This window comes from Sulfurospirillum diekertiae, from assembly GCF_011769985.2.
Lineage (GTDB): Bacteria > Campylobacterota > Campylobacteria > Campylobacterales > Sulfurospirillaceae > Sulfurospirillum > Sulfurospirillum diekertiae.
On record NZ_CP039734.2, the window covers coordinates 1347026 to 1363910 of the forward strand.

Sequence of the window (16885 nt, forward strand, 5' to 3'; positions counted from 1 at the left end):
TAAATTATCTTAAATAGTATTTTGGAACAAATATTCCAGAATACGTGATTATCTACTTTTACTCCACAAGTTACCTATATATTTTCATTATAATCTTCAAATATAACAAAGAAGGAAGAACAAATGAAAGTTTTAGGAGTATCCGGCTCACCGATTAAAAATAGTAATAGTGATCGTGCTTTGCAAGCTGTGCTCGACGCAATTGGATTGGAATCAGAATTTATTAAATTATCAGACTATACCGTTGGACCATGCAACGCCTGTTTGGGATGCGTGACAACGAATCGTTGCGTTATAAAGGATGATGGAAATACATTGTGCGATAAAGTTAAAGAAGCGGATGTTCTAGTGGTATCAGGATTTACTCCCTATTCAACATTAGATTCAAGAACAAAAGCCTTTATGGAGCGGCTCTACCCTTTGCGCCACAACAATGGATATTTGGCCGGTAAACTCGGTGCTGCTGTTATTACTTCGTGCGTAACTGCACCAAGTGAAATGTTGCCTCCTGCTGCACAATTGGGTGCAAATGCTATTCATTATTTTATGATGGAAGAAGGAATGAACTTTGTAGGATCACTTCTAGTCCACGGTAATGTCCCTTGTGTTAAGTGTGGGAATGGCGATGTATGTCAAATGTCTGGATTTAAAATGCTCTATGGTGCTGAGGCTACGGTTGATTCTGTGGGTATTCATGCGTTTGAAAATCAACTAGAAATCATACAACAAGCAAAAGATTTGGGAAAAAAACTACGAGAATCATTAGTATTTTAAAGGATTATATATGGATAACATTACATTTTTAAAGAGAGGATTTTTTGAAAGAGTTTCAGGAAAACCTGCAACACATGAGCCTAAAGATAGTAGTTGTTGGGGATATTTAGATGGGAAAATTTGTATTGACCTAAATAAGGCTGATGAATTAAAAATACGTGGTGGTGCAGTTCGTCTTGAAGGGAAAAGCCTTCCTTTAAGAGTGTTGGTAATACAGAGTAAAAGTGGAGAATACAAAGCATATCAAAATAAATGTACACATATGGGAAGGCGGTTAGATTTAGTGCCTGGTACGGATACAGTGCAATGCTGTAGCTTGAATAAAGCGACCTTTGATCTTTATGGAAATAAACTTTATGGTCCTGTTTCAAAATCTATCAAGTGTTATACTGTGATAAAGGAGGATGACAATCTTATAATTTCAATTTAAAATCATTACTTTAGGCGTAGGTGGACGGTGTATAAAACTTGTCTCAAAATGATAAAAAAATTAAAAAAGGAAAATAGTATGATCACAATACCAGATAATGTAGCAACTTTGCTCAATGACGACGGAGCATCAAAAGTTTTAACAACAGTAGCTGAAGACGGTGTACCACACTCTATTGTTGTAGGCAGCATCATGGCGCCAGATAGTCAAACAATTTGTGCAGCTGAAATATTGATGAAAAAAACTGCTAAAAATCTAGAGACCAATAAAAACATCGCAGTTTTATGTCTTAAAGGAACAGAGTCTTATCTTGTAAACGCTACTGTCGTTGAAAGACAAACTGAGGGCGAGTTATTTGAGAGCGTAGCTGCGCAAATGAAAAAAGCAGGATTACCAATGAGTGCTTTATGGATATTTAAACCAACAGCTATATTTGATCAAAGTGCCGGAGAAAATGCTGGTACACAAATCGCATAATCAATACAATAAATTTTAGAGGATGTATACTATGAGTTCATTTCAAATTGATTTTTTAGGTATGTCAATTATGAATAATACACCTGTTCACTTTTTTCTTTCAGGGATAATGATAGGTTTATTCGTTTGGGCAACATTTTTTGCAAATGAAGAGCAAAAAGTAAAAGCAGTAAAAATAATGAAAGTTTGGTTTGCTTTGGTCTTGTTATCTGGATGTTACGTGTGGACGCTTGTTCCTTTTAGCATTCCATTACTCATCAAAAGCGTTGGTGGAATATTCTTGTTTTGGTTTATGCTACAAATTGTTAAAGATCCAACAAGTAAACCATTTTGGGGTCTTGCTGTGCTTACAACAATTGTCGGTCTAGGGTTAGCATTCACTGTTATTTAAAGCACAGAAAATTTATAATAAAAGAGTTTCCCTATAATTTTATATTGAAGCTATAAACCTTTCATCTTTTCATAAACGAAGAGTGAGACTATCGATTTAAAATAGATAGTCTCTTTAAATAATCTTAAGGTATTGTCTTTTGTCATACGAATAGCAATATTAAACGTATTATTAAAAACATATGCTTAATTTAGGATTTAGTGTAAATTTATCATTTATAAAATTGAACTTCGTCTGCTATTTGGTTCTTTTTTTACGTGTTTGTCGTGAGTTTTAGCCCTTTTTTCATTTAAAATTTTCATCATTTCCTCATGAAAAATAAAGTGATCTTTGTTGGCTTTATTTTTGAGGCGCTCTTCAATCAAAGGGGGCAAGCTCTTTAGCCTCTTCTTTGTCATAACACTCTTGTAATATCTTATACTCCGCATAAGGCAGTAAAACACATTGAGGAATTTCTTTTTCATCGGTGATAATCACACTTTGAATTTTATACGAAGCCACTTTGTCTAAGATTGTCCATAGATGTCGTTCAAACTTGACACGGGTGGTGGTGAGAAACATAACATAATCCAGTAATGCCTTTTCTTCCTGACGGCGTTGTGCACGCTGTTTGGATTCCTCTTTTTCAATCTTGTATAACCAGTAGGCTACAGCCATCATAAATAGGCATATAATCGCTTTCCCTAGTGTTGTTTCACCCATTATTTCTTCTCCTTTATTTGCCTTAAATAATAGACCCATAGAGCCAACGCGGTTACGAATATCATTGTTGGTGTTATTTCCATTATATTTCTCCTATTTTCTCCATGCCGAAAAAAGCCATCGAGTGCTTTTACGTATCGTTTGTATCAGCTGCATCTGTTGAAGGATGCGTTTTGCGGTGAAATAATCCCATAAGAGCCAAGCAAGTACCATGACCACCAAAGCAGCATAGATTGAAACAAAGCAGAGCATGTATAAGGCAACTGCATAGATTCCTGCTACAAGAGTGGCAAAAGGGTATTTAAACACCTTCACATCCCAAATCCTAACAGCCCAATACCATCCTAACCAATAAGCAGGTATCAGGATTATCATTACAAGTATGAGTCCTAGAATAAGTGCGATACCACCTCCTGCTTCTTCATTGTTAATACACCACTGTGGTCCATAATTATCGGACATAGCTTTTTCTCCTTCTTAAAATAAACGATCCAGCCATTTCTTCACCCAAGGATGATGACCAAATAGCACAAGCCCTAAAGCAACTATGCCTAAGAACACACAATAGAGTAAAAAGACAACCATCTCTGTTTTCATCCCTGGTTCATAGAGCACGTAAGAGCCCAAAAACAAGAACAGTGCTAGTGCACTGTTGTTAAACATTAAGACTCCTCTTTTAGTGCTTGAATGGGATGGCTATCAGCAGCCACTAAACGCCTAAACTCTTTAAGCGCACTCTGTAGCATTAAGTCCTCTTTAGCTTCTCTTTGTTCATGATAGTTAGAGGAGATAAAAAGTATCCAGAAAATAAAGAGAGCTGGCCACACTAGCGCAAGGGTAGGGAAATCAAAGCAGCTCATATCTTTTTCTCCTCTTTAAGACTTTCATAAAGTTTTCGGGCTATGGTTTTAGCCAATAGAACATCTTCAATATGTGCTTGCCTTCTCTCTAAGCGGTGTAATATCCCGTATACAATAGCGCCAATACTGATTCCCACGATAATGGTGATTAGAAACGGTGTGTTAACACAGATGAGATGGTTTAAATCCATCATGCTTTCTCCTTTTTTTAGGCATAGTTTTATCCTTGTTTTTTTTCTAAAAACCTGTTTTTTTAGACAGAACTAGGGTAGGGTGGTTTTTACATAATGCTCAAATGGTTAGGAAATATTCCCTTAAAGAATAAGGGCTAAGAAGGCAGTGATCCACGAGGGAGATGCGAAAAGAAAAAAGCTTGGTATCTAAAAAGCACCATGGTTTTACAAATGAACTTGATGGTTAAACACATGGTCTTTTACTCCTTTTTTCTTTTTTTACACATCATATTATAATCCTAAAATAATGCAAAGTCAAGCGGGTAAATGCCGATAGAATAGGGCTTAGATGCATTGTTGAGCGCTTTGATTTTTGAATAATTTTAGCTATAATGGCGCACGCACGCACTCCTGCTAAGAGAAATTTAAGCTCTTTTTTCATTTTTTCAAAAGGGTATCATTTAAATTCTCTTGTTTTTTATCACCTAAATCGTAAGAGGGTGTTATAACACTATGATAAAGCCCATGGCTTTTTACCCAATCGTATAAACACTTTTCACAAATATCCATGTTGAGTCTACTTATATCTTCCAATAAGGCACCGTCATACCCAAAGGTATGCTCACTGTGTATCAACTCTTTATGCAAGCTATTACTTTCATAATGTTCACCACAGACATCACACCGTATTTGGTTTAAGACATCCACTTCTTGTAACTCTTTTTTAAAATAATGCATGAGCTCTTCTTGCTACAGAGCATGCACAAGATGCACAATAAACTCAACACTAATGACAAACAGTGCATAATGATGCTCTCTAGTAATCAGTTTTCGCTCGTTTATTTTTTGTTTCATGTTCGTATTCTCCTTGTGTTTTAGTACAGTAATTATAAAATAAATTCGAAAAAAATACAAGAGCCTAAATATTTAAATAAATACAAAGAATAATTATAATATAATTATATAAGCATAAAAAGCACTAAAAGTCAAGCAAGGAAAACCATGGAGCGAGAAAAACTCAATACACTTTTTAAACACGCAGGCCTCAGTAAAAAAGAGTTTGCTCAAAAGCTATCAATGAATTACCAAAGTGTTAACCAATGGGAATCTACCCAAAACGCTCCTTTATGGGTATGGTCTTGGTTAGAGAACTATGCTAAAGCGAGAAAGTTTGATGAAATGATGGCATTAGGGAAAAGTATGGAGGAGGGTAAGCGATAGATTTCTTTATTGCTCGTCGTCTGTCAATAATACTATTAAAGCTTTTTATAGAACACAAAATCCCATATTAATGCAAAATGCTTTGATGCTTTAAAAGCTGAAGCGAATAGTTATAAAGAATATTCATTTATAGTAAAAACATTATTGAAAAACAAAGAAATTCTATAACAAAACCTAGCAGTGAACGCATGGCGTCACTGAAGTAAAACATTAAATGATAAAACTACTATCACATCATAAAAAATCATAACTCTCCTTATGTTGTATTAACTACACTCTGCGGTTGTAGTGACCGAAAACTCAGTTGAATATAGTCTGCACTTTTATAGCATTGCATCGTGCTTGATAGAAGCTTTCTATCCCCTTTGAGAGCGAAGGTTGGCGCGTTATGTAACGTAATGTACATAAATGATACGCGTGTAGGCTATGCGCGTAACACCTAATAGCTAATTTGTAGCTATATAACAAGAATAGTAAAATAATAAGATAGTGAAAGTATAGCATGTAAATAAGTCTCTCTTTGCCTTTTTACCGTTTTGGTATAGAAATAAAAATGCGTTTATAAAGATAATAAATGCTTATTGGCGGGCTTTAAAACAAAAAAAATACAATCACAATTTATAATTATTCAATACTAAAATTCAATTATTTTTTCAACGTTTTATATCGATTGAACATGCTATTACAAAAATATTATTAAATATATCAGTAAGAAGACTAAGTACTATATCTTAAAACAAACAATGCAAAAGTAAAATAAAAATTACAAAATTCAATTTGGAGTATTTTAAATTTGCAAGTAAAAAAAGTTTTTTGACTTTATAATAACTATCAATATGACATTGAGTATCTTAATAATACAATGTAAGTAAATATATTTATCAGGAATAGGTACAGTGAACTTTGTACGAGTGCCGATGAACTTCAAGGCAGAATGGATGCAAGTGAGTATAAAAATTATATATTTACTTTACTATTTTAAAATATTCACAGATAAAAAAAGATGATGCAAGCAGTTTAATAGAAGTGCCAGAAAGTGCAAGTTTTATGATATGGAAAAGCTTGTAGTTGACAAGATCAACAAAATCATCTCAGCTCTTGCAGAAGCAAATAACTTAAAATGTGTCATCGATAAAGCTGATTTTAATGACAAAACTAAGCTTGGCGATTGCAAGAACTCTATCAAAATATTTAACAATCTTGAGCTTGATGGCAACACCGCAGAAGGCAATGATATACTTGGTAATACGCTACTTTGCAACAGAATGTGGCAAAAGTAAAAGACAGTTTTATAGACCATCTGAAGTCTCCAATATTATATCGCAAATTATCGTCATAAAGAAAAATACCACTCAAAATCAAACGATTTATAAAACAAAACATGTGGAAGTGTGTCGCTCTTTTTAAAAGCCTTTTCTAATTCTTTTAAATTTAAGTTTATTTTAACATTCCTATGAGACATTGGTTAGTTCTTTTATCTAAAATACTATTGATAAAATTTATTTAAAGGAACTTACCATGAAAAAGACGCTTAGTCTGCTTGTTAGTAGTGTTGCGCTATTGGCTGTAACAGGAGGTGCATTAAACGCATCTGAACAAATTGCAAAATATGACAATTTAAATCATGTTGTCAACCCGGATGGCAAAAAGGCATATGTCTTAAACTATGTTGAAACAGCGGATGGAAAGCCTGATAAAAAACTAACAATTAATATTCCAGAACTTCCCTACAAAGCCAGCTTCAATTTATGTCCAAATGTTGAAGAAGCAGATAAATGCAAAGGGTCTGTCTTTGTTAGAAAAAATGACGCTGAATTTTTAGTAGACTACAATGTAGTATTTTTAGACAGCATGAAAGACAAAAAACCAGCTATAACACAAATTGAGAGTACAGAGGTCCCAATGGCTCTAAATGTCAAAAGCGATGAAGAGGAATTGTTTCTTTACCAAACATTGAGCGTTCACAACCGTTATTGGATGTTAAAAAACAAATAAAACCTTGTGAAGAAGTGGGTTTTAACAAGAAAGAGCCTGCTTCTTTTTAAAACATTGCTCTTACCTTTCTATTTTTCTATTTTAACATCGTTTTTAAGCCATAAAACTTAATCAAAAGTGCCGTCCCTCTTTTTGAAGACTTAATATATCAATACATTCAGATTATGATTGTGTACTTGAAGATGAAATACTCACGCTTGAGAGTTACAGATTTATTATGCGTTTAAACTTTAAAGCTTGAAATTTTGAATCAATGGATAAACAACTCATCAGAAACTATTTCATCATTAGCGGCAAAAGAGCGATTGATTAGCAAAAAGTGTATTAAAAAGAAAAAAATACTCTTAAATTTTGAGCTTGCAAAACAGCCTATTGAGTGTATAAAATATATCATCGTTCATGAGATGATTCATCTACTTGAGCGATACCACAATGATAATTTTAAATCTTTGATGGATAAATATATGCCAAATTGGATTGAGAGAAAAAAACTCCTTGAATATTATCCTCTTTGTTGCTGTTGATTGAAATAATTATACTGGAGTTTTTACCCTAAATAATGCTCTGAGATATTAGCTCTTTCATGTTTCATGGCCCAAGAAACCTCCTGAAGAGCTTGTACGTAAGAAAGCCCACCAATAACTTGAATTTTAAAAAATCGCTCTTGTGCGTAATTCCATCGTAATCCATGAGTCGCATCATATTTTTGCCCTGTCTGATTTGCTGCTTTTTTAAGAGCTAATCGATACTTATTTTTATTAATAATGAATTTTGAGTGTTGTATAAGATAAGCTTTTAGCTCTTGATAAGTTTCAACTTTAACCGATAAGTTCCCTGGCTTTCCTCCTTTCTCAACATCAAATATTCTTCCTTTTTGCATAGCCTCATATGTGTCGTATTCGTAGCCTTGCAGTTGAGGCACGCTAGAGTATGTATCATCTACTCTTGCATACTCAATAGTGTCACTTAGCGTATTATCTTTTAACTTATGCGTTTGCACTCTCATATATTCATCAATACGTAAGACCCCTTCTAATCTAGCCCCTGATTCATATTGAATTTTTGCAGCAAGTTTGTACAAAGGATCTTCAATAGCATTAATAAGTGCTTTGGGGTTTTCATAAATGCGTGAAAAGTTAGGATCAGCACTGGTCTCTATCACGAGTTTGTGTTTTCTTGCATCATTAAGGATGGTTTGGCGAATGCTAAAATCGTATACATAGTGCGTATTCGTTGCATATCTTTGTTGTTCTTCAATAAATTTCTCATGAAGCATTGTTAATGCATGTTCAAGCTTACCAATTGCGCAACTAATGGTTTCAAGATATTGTTCACTTACTCCTTGAAATACCTTTTTCATCATAAAGCCCATGATATACTCTGGGGTAAGCTTTTGAAGATCTTTAATGCCATAGTTGTCTTTTACATAATTACCTAATTGATTCCATATCTCTCTATATGTTTGAATCGTCCTAGTATTGGCTAGCTCTCCAGTTTGTTTTTGAAGAGCCTTGGATAGTCCTGGATGAAAAATGACTTCTGAGAGTAGTCCTGTTTGGTATTCAATTTTACTTCTCATTCGTACACCTTAGGTGTTTTGAGTTTAAATGATTTTTCACTGTAAAAACATTCGACACTTTCATTGAGTGCTTCTTCAACGATTGTCCCACTATGTAAATAGTAATGCAATTGTCTTACCAAAATACGACATTCAACTTTACATAATGTTTCAGCTAAGATAAAATTCTTTGCTTTCCTATCAAACACTTCGATACAAATATTGGTTGGCTTTTTAGGGTGCAAATAGAGCTTGATTCCATTCGCTCTTTCATAATTAAATATGGCATAGTTCTTTTGACTCATAAGCTGGGAATGGATAAATGCCAGTAGAATCTCTTGAAAATGAATAATGAAGATACGATTCACCAAAGGTGTTGTTCTCCAATAAAGTGTATCTATTTCGTAATAGGGATGACTTTTTTGTAACACATACCCACTCTCAATTTTTCCATTTTTCCCAGCACTGGTTGGGATAATCTTATTTTCTGGGATTTCTATTCTATCTGTAGCAAGATAAAACTCTTGAATCAATGGTATTACATGTAAACTCATACGAACTCCTTATATAGTTTTTTTGTAAAGATAAAACCCTATAGATACTATTCGTTTTAAAAAGCATAATTTTTAAAAATCACTCTTTACTTGCCTTACAGCATATTTAAGATCTTCATCTTTTTGTTTTATGTTGGGATAAAGTCTGGCTATAAGAGTATGATCTACTTTGAAAGAATGGTGTTTTGCTAAAAAGGCCTTTACTTTTGGAAAACTAAAATGTTCTTCTTTAACTAAGCGATAGACCAAAGGGGCATAGTGTCCTAATTGCTTAGACGACTTGGTAACCTTTTTCTTTTTGTGGGCTGCTAATGTCACTTTTATTTGCATGTTAAATTTCTCCTCTAGGGTAGTTAATTCCTTTGAATGCTTTTTTGCAGAACCAAGGTGTAAGGTATGGTAATGTGCTTCAAGGGAGAATAGAAGCGCACTATGTAAAAGATGAGAGCGATTTAGCTTAGAATCATTTCGTGATTTAAGAGCGTAGTAACGCTCTAAACTATTTTCCAAAATTTCACATTGCGTTACATCTGGTATTTTTGAAAATTTCCGTAAAAGCTGCTCTTGGGTATATGTTTTCAAGAAATATTATTTAGATTTATTTTGTAGATTTATTTCATAAGCTATAGGATCTTTTAAATATTCCATTAATTCACTTTCCCTCCACCGTGGGCTCCTAGAGCCTAAATAGATGGGAGAAGGCGCTTTTTTTAATTTCATTAGATTGCGCCAGCTACCTTCTTTTTTATTAACTATTTGAAGTACATTTGCAAGACGATATAATTTATCCATTTTTTATTCCTAGTATGATATATTTTTTTACAAAATAAATCTGCATTTATTGCGGTATAATATTGTATATTTTATTAATATTAGCTTATAAATGCAGTTATTTGCATATTTTACGGTTTATTTATACTACTTTAACTATTTAATTATATGATATTGTCTAATACTTCACTTAGATGATAAAACTTTTTTATCATTCCTTGCCTTTTTTGTGATATAATGATGTAATTAAGAATTTAATGCGCTTTATTCGCGGTATATTATTGTATTTAAATTTAATAAGCTTTAAAAGGGGATATATGCAGTTTAATGCAAATTATTTTATCGACCGATTACTTGATTACTATAAAGTTGCAACCATTGTTGCACTATCTTCTAAAATGCAAATATCGCAACAAACTATAACGTCATGGCGGACACGTAATTCTGTTTCAGCAATTCGTAAAAAGTGCCGAGAATTAGGTATTTATCACGATATTTTTAATAATTTAATATCTTCAAACAATAATTTTCAAAATGCAAATTTAAGTGGCGGTGCTACTGGAGTTGAAATTGGCTCCATAAACAAATCAATTCATTCTATTGCGAATAATGATTTTGGTTGTGATGATCTTGTCAAATCTCTTGTTAAAGAGCTTTGCAAGAAATATAAAGACGATATGGACACTCTTAAAACTTTATTGTTTCAACTAACTCTCCAGAAGTAAAAAAATGGATAATTCAGATATTACTACTTCTATTGATACGATAAAGAATGATTTTAGAGATGCAAATTTCCAAGATGAATCAGCAGGGGTTAAATTAAATAATTGCAAAATCAACTTATTGACTAATCAATTTAATTTCCCAAAACTTCATTGCATCTTTGATAAACCAAAATTTGATTCTCAAAAATTTATACAAACTGGGGCACATACTCTTGTCTATTTTTTAATTATTATTGTTAGTGCTTTTTTGATTTTAGTAACTGTATTCGATTCGCAATTTAAAAATTTAAAAGATTTAGAACCTTATCTTGTAAAAATTCTAATTGATTTAATTATGTTGGTTTTGGTACTTGTGGCTTTTTTTGAGGTTTTCTATCGAAAATATAAAATAAATTTTTCAAATAAGCTATGCTCTATTATTAGAAAAAGTTTTCTTTTCTACATTTTACTTTTTACTTTTTTAACATTATTATATATTTATTTTGGTTTGTACAAGTTTGCATTGCTATTTTTTATGGCCGCCACATACACTTTAGTTATTTTATTTCTGGTAAAAAAATAACTATAGTAGTTTTAAATTAATTTGTTTAAATACTTAACTTCAACTGGTCTAAATAATCACTCCACCATTGCATTAATATCTTTCTTTCTTTTAAATATTCAGCATGATTGTATGCGGCTTTTACACCAGAGCGTTCAGCGTGAGCCAATTGCCTTTCTATAGCATCACTATGAATTCCATGCTCACTGATTTGTTCATGTAAGATTGTTGAAGCCATTGCGCGAAATCCATGATAGACAATTTCTTCTTTTGAATATCCTAACCGTCTCAGAGCATAGTTAAGCGTGTTTTCACTCATTATTTTTATATTAGAGATTGAAGAAGGGAAAACATATAGACTACAATGTGCATTAATTGAATATGCGTGTTTCAAAATTTCTATTGTTCGATCTGTAAGTGGAACAATATGAGGAGCTTTCATTTTCATTTTAGCTGCTGGAATTCTAATTTCTCTTTTTTCAAAATCTATTTCTTTCCACTCTAATGATCTTATATTAGAAGACCGTAAAAAAATATAAGGTGAAATCATCAAAGCTAGTTTAGTGTTAATATCACCTTTGTAGCCATCAATAGCGCGGAGGAGGGCACCAACTTCTTGTGAATCTGTTATTGTTGGGAAATGCCTACGCTCTTGCGCTTGAATAACCATACTTTTTTCAATATCGGCAATAATATTATGCTCAACAATTTGCATAGTAACAGCATAACGCCAAATATTATTGAGCATGTTTAAAACTCGATCAGCTACTTCAAAAGCACCTTTATTTTGGATTTCTTTTAATATAGCTATTACTTCTAAACGACTAATTGTTTTGATATCCTTTTGCCCAATACTAATATATACATGATTAACTAAAAAGCTTTTTTTCTTTTGAATAGTTGTTTGAGCAAGTTTTCCAGCTTTTATATTAAACCATTCTTCTGATATATTTTGTAGAGTTGTACAATGTGCCAATTCTTTTTTATTATCTTTACGCTCTTGAGACGGATCAATGCTCTTGAATATTTTTTCTTTTGATTCCTGTCTTAACTTTCTAGCTTGTGCAAGTGTTATTTCTGGATATGTTCCAAAAGAGATTGTTTTTCGTGTACCTTGAAATCTGTAATCAAAACCCCATCTTTTATTTCGTTCTTTTTTAGACCAAATAATAATATATAGTCCATCACCATCATAAAGTTTATAGTCTTTTTCTTTTCGCTTAGCATTTTTTATCTGCATCTCAGATAGCGGTATAATCGACTTAGCCATGATAAATGACAGTACCTCACTTTATTTTTTTTGTAATTGTAGCATGTACTGTCAAAAATACTGTCATATATTTTGAATGTCAGTAAATTTATCTGATGTTATTTGAAGGTAAATAGAGCACATAAAGCGCTATTTAAAAGGGTTTTATGAGGTTAAATGAACTTTTATGATTGTGTTTAAAAGAAGAGATGGTACCTGAGGCCGGACTCGAACTCATAGAAATAAATACGAAAAATCCCTAAATATAGGCATTTCATCAATTATTTGTTAGCCAAGAACACACTCATCTTAGTAGAATTATTGACACTTTTAATTATATTAATACATAATATATTATGTATTAATATTTGTATATGTTTCCTAATAAGTTTTCTAGTTTTCGTTTTATCCTACAAACTTTTATCATAATACGTGTCTTATATCTTATCAATAAATAATTACCTCATTAACAATAATGTCATAAAATTTCCACTTTTTTACACTAAAAATTGGAAATTTCTACGAATCACTTGATATTACATAGCTAATATGAAATTTTTTGATACAATTTAAATTATCTAGAGTTCTAGTCATCTACATTATTGAGGTTTAAAATGCAAAAAATACAAGGTGAAGTTTTTGAAATACAAGGTATTCGTGATATATTGAATGGCCAAGCACAGTTATCTGCAGATTTAATAAATGATAAATATAGACGTGGTGAAATTAGAATTATAACTGAACAAGCTAGATATCCAATTGATAGTATAACAACTATGCTTGATAGTAAAAAATATAAATTAAATCCAGAGTATCAAAGAAGAAAAAGATGGGATAATTTAAGAAAATCTCGTTTGATTGAATCATTTATAATGAATGTGCCAATACCGCCAATTTTTTTATATGAAGTCAATTATTCAGAGTATGAAGTAATGGACGGATTACAAAGATTAACAACAATATATGATTTTTATGATGGTCAATTCAGATTAGAGGGGTTACTGTATTGGAAAGAATTAAATGGAATGACATACAATGAACTTCCAAGTGAAGTTCAAAAAGGAATTGATCGTAGATACCTCTCATCCATAGTTTTACTTCAAGAAACTGCAAAAAATAGAACAGAAGCAGAATCATTAAAGCAAATTGTTTTTGAGAGATTAAATAGCGGTGGAGAAAAATTAGAACCACAGGAAATTCGTAATGCTTTATATAATGGCTCTTTTAATCAAAAATGTATTACATTAGCAGAAAATAAGCACTTCAAAGAAATGTGGAATATTGTCGATTTTAATCAACAACCAAAGCAAGCAAGCGAATCATATAGAAAAATGGAAGATGTAGAGTTGGTTTTAAGATTCTTTGCTTATCGTTTTATTGATAAACTTAGTGGCTATACTGTTGAAAAATTTTTGGATGAATATTTAAAGGAAGCAAATAAATTCAATAATACAACGATTCAGCAATTAGAAAAGTTATTTAGTGAAACTATTGAAACAGTTTTTACTATTTTTGGTAAAAAAGCTTTTGTTCTCCCAAAAATCAAGCGAGAAACTTCAAAGCCTACGAAAACAGTTTATGATCCTCTTATGCAATCAGTTGCAATATTTATTTTAGATGGTAAAAAAGATTTATTAATACAAAACGCAACAATATTATCAAGTGCAAAATTTGCCGATGAAAGTAAAATTATTAATTCAGAAGGTAAAGCGTTATTTGATGGACGATATAATTCCAATATTGAAGTAAGTAAAAGAATATTATATTTTAATGATTTGATTAATTCAAATATTTAAAATACATGAACTATATTAATTTTCATTCAACAATTCATGATGAACTAGATAATATCGATAACTATATAGAATATTTAAAATTATCTAAAGAAATTATATTGGTTTCAGGAGAACTTAATAATTCTAAATATATTTCAAAAGTTGAATTAGTTAGGCAATACAAAGCAAGGTTTGAATATAAAAGTATACTTATTTCTTTATATGGACTTATAGAAAAGACTATAGAAGATTTTTTTACATTGCATATTGGTTTTATTAATATAAATACAAAAATTTATAGGACACTTAGTTCTTCGTTCCAAGAGCAGTACCCATTAGCATCTCTGAACCTTTTAAAAATTATATATGAGAATAGAACAACAAAATATAACTACTTACAAGTACATGATGGTTTAGATAATTTAACAAGTTGTATTCAAAATAAAAAACGATATAAATTAAATAGTGAAGCTTTTATTTCTCAAGCAGGTAGTAATTATAAACATCAAAAAATCAATGAATTATTTAATAAATCTGAAATAAAGATCACAGAAAATATTCAAAAAAATAAAAGATTTAAAAAATATATACAGGAGAAAAAACTTCAAAGAGACTATTTTAAGATCATTAATAATTTAGTTGATCGAAGAAATATTATAGCCCATGGAGCAGAAGAAGCGGATCTTTTAAATTTAGATGATCTAAAAAATTATGCAGAATATTTACGATATTACTTATTTGCTCTTTATGAAACAATCCTTTCTGCAGAACTTGCTAAAACGATTCAGCAATATAAAGAAATAGGGCTTATTGATGTATATAATGGGAAGATTATTGCTTTTTCTATTAAAAATTATAAAATCAAAAAAGGTGATTATATTATTGTAAAACATGAAGATATATATTACAGATTTGAAATTATTGAGCTAGAAAAAGATCATATACAATATGATGAATTACAGATTCGACGTACCCTCACAAATATAAGTGTTAAAATAGATTCCAATTTTAGGTTAAGGAATACTATACATTTCAAGTATTTTATTTTGATTAAACCTTAAGATAATGTATGAATTTGAGCTCATTAATGAAACCCTTATAAAACAATACGCAGAAGCTATGAATGGGATGCTCAAGCAAGAAAATCCGTATCCAATAGTTTTTAGTGTTGTTAAACGATCATTTAAAGCACTTGTTCCAAATACTGCCGATCATATTATTAAACCCTATGTCAAGAGTATTCTTTCACCTCTATATGAGCTATTAAAAAACAAATATAATCTTCGTAAATTCGAATCAGAAGAAGAAGCCAAAACGCTTTATAATGAAGCAGAAAAAGTTTATCGTTCCAAAATTTTAGATAATGAAATTATTGACGAATTTGCAAACTTCTTTTATGATTTATTAGAATATGATTTATGCATTGAGGAAAATGAAGCACAATTTTTACATTCTTATTCAACAATCTTTAATATGTCACGTTCTCATATTCAAGCTGTTATAAAATGGAACAAACTTTTTAGAAAAAAGCCTGATGAAGAAAATTTTGATATTGCTGTAAATACGCAAACATCACGAAAGAAAATGATAGCCTTTAAATTAAATGCGATTGAACGTGATCTTTTGCATGATAATGTATTTGAAAAAGAATCTTTAATGAGTCAGAGAGAAATACTACAAGACTTCATAACACACAATCACTTGACTGTTCGTTTCATTGCAGAACTTCGCAAATATGTTCACTCCCTCCCTCATGATAATATGACAACATCAAATTTAAAATTAAGCCATATTCTTAATGCAGATCGACCTATTGATAAAATGTGGATTTATCAAAGTTTTTTTACGGTTATTATTGGCATTTATAAAAAATCATGCGCAATACACAAGAAAAAAGTGCCTTACAAAAAACTCTATACTTTTGCTGATAAACTAACGAAATTTGTTTTTCCTGAATTAGCTAATCTCAAAAAACCTCTTTTTACATACGATAAAATTCAAAAACCAATTAAAGAGATTGCTATCTTTGATGGATTACGCCTTATTTCTTTTGAAGACAATCGTTTTACAATTCATAAAGAACAAGATGAAATCGACTTAACTGAACAGTATTTTAAAAATATTATCAAATTTTCAAAACGTTATACTTTAAGCAAAAGTTAAATTCTCAAGACATTGCAAAACGCCTTTTTTACTACTGACTTTTACCCCTCACTTATGTGACACTTACACTATCAGATTCTGAAAATCAAAAAAACGAACTAGCGCTAGTTTCCAAAAGGAAACACAATGTTAAATATTCGAGGTACATTGCTCAATATATTCACATCAAGTGATTATATGAACAAAGAAACCAATGAGGTAACTAAGGGTAAAACAAAGTTACAGCTCTTAGTCAAAGTTCCACTTAAAAACGGTGGTCATAAAAACACGTTGTATGATCTAACTATACCGCCTGAAAAGCTTCCAAAGTACACCAACAGCATCAACAAAGAAGTGGATGTGGAAGTAGGCATCATGGGTGAGCATAAGTTTTATGGCATCTAGGATAGGGAAATAGGATACACATAAAGTAATCCTTTGGTAGCGTGAAAAGCGAAAGAAGCGCGTGCGCTCTTGAGCGTTCACGCATCCAAAGGTAACTCTTAGGGGTATATAGTAATACCCCTTCCTAAACGTAAGAGGAACA

At 31.5% G+C, this 16885-nt stretch carries 25 protein-coding genes; 14 read left to right on the plus strand and 11 right to left on the minus strand.

Annotation, left to right across the window (positions count from 1 at the left end):
• Positions 1-123: 123 nt before the first annotated feature.
• The 4 genes from FA584_RS06920 to FA584_RS06935 all read left to right on the plus strand — a co-directional run bounded on the left by FA584_RS06920 (position 124) and on the right by FA584_RS06935 (position 2072).
• Entirely contained in the window at positions 124-774 is a 651-nt protein-coding gene (locus FA584_RS06920; RefSeq protein WP_025344707.1) for a flavodoxin family protein, read from the plus strand.
• A 10-nt stretch (positions 775-784) separates the two neighbouring features.
• Complete coding sequence (locus FA584_RS06925) at positions 785-1204, plus strand: Rieske (2Fe-2S) protein (RefSeq protein ID WP_025344708.1); 420 nt, start codon at positions 785-787, stop codon at positions 1202-1204.
• Between the two features lie 78 nt (positions 1205-1282).
• A complete protein-coding gene (locus FA584_RS06930; protein WP_069478041.1) occupies positions 1283-1681 on the plus strand; it encodes a pyridoxamine 5'-phosphate oxidase family protein in 399 nt (132 codons plus the stop codon).
• 31 nt (positions 1682-1712) lie between these two features.
• Positions 1713-2072: a hypothetical protein gene (locus tag FA584_RS06935; RefSeq protein ID WP_210394346.1), complete on the plus strand. Its 360-nt coding sequence runs from the start codon at positions 1713-1715 to the stop codon at positions 2070-2072.
• Between the two features lie 357 nt (positions 2073-2429).
• On the opposite strand, the gene FA584_RS06940 is transcribed toward FA584_RS06935, so the two are convergent.
• From FA584_RS06940 to FA584_RS06965, 6 genes are all read right to left on the minus strand, one after another.
• Complete coding sequence (locus tag FA584_RS06940; protein ID WP_025344711.1) at positions 2430-2774, minus strand: hypothetical protein; 345 nt, start codon at positions 2772-2774, stop codon at positions 2430-2432.
• A gap of 93 nt (positions 2775-2867) precedes the next feature.
• Positions 2868-3236, minus strand: a complete 369-nt coding sequence (locus FA584_RS06945; protein ID WP_025344712.1) for a hypothetical protein — start codon at positions 3234-3236, stop codon at positions 2868-2870.
• Positions 3237-3251: 15 nt separating this feature from the next.
• Positions 3252-3437, minus strand: a complete 186-nt coding sequence (locus tag FA584_RS06950) for a hypothetical protein (protein WP_025344713.1) — start codon at positions 3435-3437, stop codon at positions 3252-3254.
• A complete protein-coding gene (locus tag FA584_RS06955; protein WP_025344714.1) occupies positions 3437-3634 on the minus strand; it encodes a hypothetical protein in 198 nt (65 codons plus the stop codon). Before FA584_RS06955 ends, FA584_RS06950 begins: the two co-directional genes overlap by 1 nt.
• The gene (locus FA584_RS06960; RefSeq protein ID WP_025344715.1) at positions 3631-3828 is read right to left on the minus strand and encodes a hypothetical protein; all 198 of its coding nucleotides are present in this window, start codon (positions 3826-3828) and stop codon (positions 3631-3633) included. The genes FA584_RS06955 and FA584_RS06960 overlap by 4 nt, the downstream gene beginning before the upstream one ends.
• Positions 3829-4245: 417 nt before the next feature.
• Complete coding sequence (locus FA584_RS06965; protein ID WP_025344716.1) at positions 4246-4545, minus strand: hypothetical protein; 300 nt, start codon at positions 4543-4545, stop codon at positions 4246-4248.
• Between the two features lie 264 nt (positions 4546-4809).
• On the opposite strand from FA584_RS06965, the gene FA584_RS06970 reads away from it, so the two are divergent.
• The 4 genes from FA584_RS06970 to FA584_RS06985 all read left to right on the plus strand — a co-directional run bounded on the left by FA584_RS06970 (position 4810) and on the right by FA584_RS06985 (position 7547).
• On the plus strand, positions 4810-5028 hold the full coding sequence (locus FA584_RS06970; protein ID WP_025344717.1) for a helix-turn-helix domain-containing protein: 219 nt from the start codon (positions 4810-4812) through the stop codon (positions 5026-5028).
• A 1052-nt stretch (positions 5029-6080) separates the two neighbouring features.
• On the plus strand, positions 6081-6308 hold the full coding sequence (locus tag FA584_RS06975) for a hypothetical protein (protein WP_025344718.1): 228 nt from the start codon (positions 6081-6083) through the stop codon (positions 6306-6308).
• Between the two features lie 238 nt (positions 6309-6546).
• Positions 6547-7023: a hypothetical protein gene (locus tag FA584_RS06980; RefSeq protein ID WP_025344719.1), complete on the plus strand. Its 477-nt coding sequence runs from the start codon at positions 6547-6549 to the stop codon at positions 7021-7023.
• Between the two features lie 245 nt (positions 7024-7268).
• Positions 7269-7547, plus strand: a complete 279-nt coding sequence (locus FA584_RS06985; protein WP_202819545.1) for a M48 metallopeptidase family protein — start codon at positions 7269-7271, stop codon at positions 7545-7547.
• Between the two features lie 23 nt (positions 7548-7570).
• Here the strand turns inward: FA584_RS06985 and FA584_RS06990 are convergent, their stop codons facing one another.
• From FA584_RS06990 to FA584_RS07005, 4 genes are all read right to left on the minus strand, one after another.
• The gene (locus FA584_RS06990; RefSeq protein WP_025344720.1) at positions 7571-8602 is read right to left on the minus strand and encodes a hypothetical protein; all 1032 of its coding nucleotides are present in this window, start codon (positions 8600-8602) and stop codon (positions 7571-7573) included.
• The gene (locus FA584_RS06995; protein ID WP_069478043.1) at positions 8599-9135 is read right to left on the minus strand and encodes a hypothetical protein; all 537 of its coding nucleotides are present in this window, start codon (positions 9133-9135) and stop codon (positions 8599-8601) included. The genes FA584_RS06990 and FA584_RS06995 overlap by 4 nt, the downstream gene beginning before the upstream one ends.
• Positions 9136-9207: 72 nt before the next feature.
• On the minus strand, positions 9208-9717 hold the full coding sequence (locus tag FA584_RS07000) for a hypothetical protein (RefSeq protein ID WP_167748978.1): 510 nt from the start codon (positions 9715-9717) through the stop codon (positions 9208-9210).
• A gap of 6 nt (positions 9718-9723) precedes the next feature.
• The gene (locus FA584_RS07005) at positions 9724-9927 is read right to left on the minus strand and encodes a helix-turn-helix transcriptional regulator (RefSeq protein WP_025344723.1); all 204 of its coding nucleotides are present in this window, start codon (positions 9925-9927) and stop codon (positions 9724-9726) included.
• A 296-nt stretch (positions 9928-10223) separates the two neighbouring features.
• On the opposite strand from FA584_RS07005, the gene FA584_RS07010 reads away from it, so the two are divergent.
• Positions 10224-10631 (plus strand): helix-turn-helix domain-containing protein, encoded by a 408-nt coding sequence (locus FA584_RS07010; protein WP_025344724.1) that lies wholly within the window; start codon positions 10224-10226, stop codon positions 10629-10631.
• A gap of 4 nt (positions 10632-10635) precedes the next feature.
• Positions 10636-11193 (plus strand): hypothetical protein, encoded by a 558-nt coding sequence (locus FA584_RS07015; RefSeq protein ID WP_025344725.1) that lies wholly within the window; start codon positions 10636-10638, stop codon positions 11191-11193.
• A gap of 25 nt (positions 11194-11218) precedes the next feature.
• On the opposite strand, the gene FA584_RS07020 is transcribed toward FA584_RS07015, so the two are convergent.
• Positions 11219-12442 carry a tyrosine-type recombinase/integrase gene (locus FA584_RS07020; protein ID WP_025344726.1) on the minus strand — a complete coding sequence of 408 codons (1224 nt, stop codon included), beginning with the start codon at positions 12440-12442 and terminating at the stop codon, positions 11219-11221.
• Positions 12443-13035: 593 nt separating this feature from the next.
• Here FA584_RS07020 and FA584_RS07025 point away from each other — a divergent pair.
• From FA584_RS07025 to FA584_RS07040, 4 genes are all read left to right on the plus strand, one after another.
• The gene (locus FA584_RS07025; RefSeq protein ID WP_167748979.1) at positions 13036-14217 is read left to right on the plus strand and encodes a DUF262 domain-containing protein; all 1182 of its coding nucleotides are present in this window, start codon (positions 13036-13038) and stop codon (positions 14215-14217) included.
• Positions 14218-14222: 5 nt separating this feature from the next.
• Complete coding sequence (locus FA584_RS07030; protein WP_167748980.1) at positions 14223-15257, plus strand: HEPN domain-containing protein; 1035 nt, start codon at positions 14223-14225, stop codon at positions 15255-15257.
• A 4-nt stretch (positions 15258-15261) separates the two neighbouring features.
• On the plus strand, positions 15262-16359 hold the full coding sequence (locus FA584_RS07035) for a hypothetical protein (protein WP_167748981.1): 1098 nt from the start codon (positions 15262-15264) through the stop codon (positions 16357-16359).
• 126 nt (positions 16360-16485) lie between these two features.
• The gene (locus tag FA584_RS07040; RefSeq protein WP_167748982.1) at positions 16486-16743 is read left to right on the plus strand and encodes a hypothetical protein; all 258 of its coding nucleotides are present in this window, start codon (positions 16486-16488) and stop codon (positions 16741-16743) included.
• The last annotated feature ends 142 nt before the right edge of the window (positions 16744-16885 follow it).

What these genes read in the sequence shown, in the direction of transcription:
- FA584_RS06920 (WP_025344707.1), top strand. Translation starts at nt 124, where the DNA reads ATGAAAGTTTTAGGAGTATCCGGCTCACCGATTAAAAATAGTAATAGT.
- FA584_RS06925 (WP_025344708.1), top strand. Translation starts at nt 785, where the DNA reads ATGGATAACATTACATTTTTAAAGAGAGGATTTTTTGAAAGAGTTTCA.
- FA584_RS06930 (WP_069478041.1), top strand. Translation starts at nt 1,283, where the DNA reads ATGATCACAATACCAGATAATGTAGCAACTTTGCTCAATGACGACGGA.
- FA584_RS06935 (WP_210394346.1), top strand. Translation starts at nt 1,713, where the DNA reads ATGAGTTCATTTCAAATTGATTTTTTAGGTATGTCAATTATGAATAAT.
- FA584_RS06940 (WP_025344711.1), bottom strand. Translation starts at nt 2,774, where the DNA reads ATGGGTGAAACAACACTAGGGAAAGCGATTATATGCCTATTTATGATG.
- FA584_RS06945 (WP_025344712.1), bottom strand. Translation starts at nt 3,236, where the DNA reads ATGTCCGATAATTATGGACCACAGTGGTGTATTAACAATGAAGAAGCA.
- FA584_RS06950 (WP_025344713.1), bottom strand. Translation starts at nt 3,437, where the DNA reads ATGTTTAACAACAGTGCACTAGCACTGTTCTTGTTTTTGGGCTCTTAC.
- FA584_RS06955 (WP_025344714.1), bottom strand. Translation starts at nt 3,634, where the DNA reads ATGAGCTGCTTTGATTTCCCTACCCTTGCGCTAGTGTGGCCAGCTCTC.
- FA584_RS06960 (WP_025344715.1), bottom strand. Translation starts at nt 3,828, where the DNA reads ATGATGGATTTAAACCATCTCATCTGTGTTAACACACCGTTTCTAATC.
- FA584_RS06965 (WP_025344716.1), bottom strand. Translation starts at nt 4,545, where the DNA reads ATGCATTATTTTAAAAAAGAGTTACAAGAAGTGGATGTCTTAAACCAA.
- FA584_RS06970 (WP_025344717.1), top strand. Translation starts at nt 4,810, where the DNA reads ATGGAGCGAGAAAAACTCAATACACTTTTTAAACACGCAGGCCTCAGT.
- FA584_RS06975 (WP_025344718.1), top strand. Translation starts at nt 6,081, where the DNA reads ATGGAAAAGCTTGTAGTTGACAAGATCAACAAAATCATCTCAGCTCTT.
- FA584_RS06980 (WP_025344719.1), top strand. Translation starts at nt 6,547, where the DNA reads ATGAAAAAGACGCTTAGTCTGCTTGTTAGTAGTGTTGCGCTATTGGCT.
- FA584_RS06990 (WP_025344720.1), bottom strand. Translation starts at nt 8,602, where the DNA reads ATGAGAAGTAAAATTGAATACCAAACAGGACTACTCTCAGAAGTCATT.
- FA584_RS06995 (WP_069478043.1), bottom strand. Translation starts at nt 9,135, where the DNA reads ATGAGTTTACATGTAATACCATTGATTCAAGAGTTTTATCTTGCTACA.
- FA584_RS07005 (WP_025344723.1), bottom strand. Translation starts at nt 9,927, where the DNA reads ATGGATAAATTATATCGTCTTGCAAATGTACTTCAAATAGTTAATAAA.
- FA584_RS07010 (WP_025344724.1), top strand. Translation starts at nt 10,224, where the DNA reads ATGCAGTTTAATGCAAATTATTTTATCGACCGATTACTTGATTACTAT.
- FA584_RS07015 (WP_025344725.1), top strand. Translation starts at nt 10,636, where the DNA reads ATGGATAATTCAGATATTACTACTTCTATTGATACGATAAAGAATGAT.
- FA584_RS07020 (WP_025344726.1), bottom strand. Translation starts at nt 12,442, where the DNA reads ATGGCTAAGTCGATTATACCGCTATCTGAGATGCAGATAAAAAATGCT.
- FA584_RS07025 (WP_167748979.1), top strand. Translation starts at nt 13,036, where the DNA reads ATGCAAAAAATACAAGGTGAAGTTTTTGAAATACAAGGTATTCGTGAT.
- FA584_RS07030 (WP_167748980.1), top strand. Translation starts at nt 14,223, where the DNA reads ATGAACTATATTAATTTTCATTCAACAATTCATGATGAACTAGATAAT.
- FA584_RS07035 (WP_167748981.1), top strand. Translation starts at nt 15,262, where the DNA reads ATGTATGAATTTGAGCTCATTAATGAAACCCTTATAAAACAATACGCA.
- FA584_RS07040 (WP_167748982.1), top strand. Translation starts at nt 16,486, where the DNA reads ATGTTAAATATTCGAGGTACATTGCTCAATATATTCACATCAAGTGAT.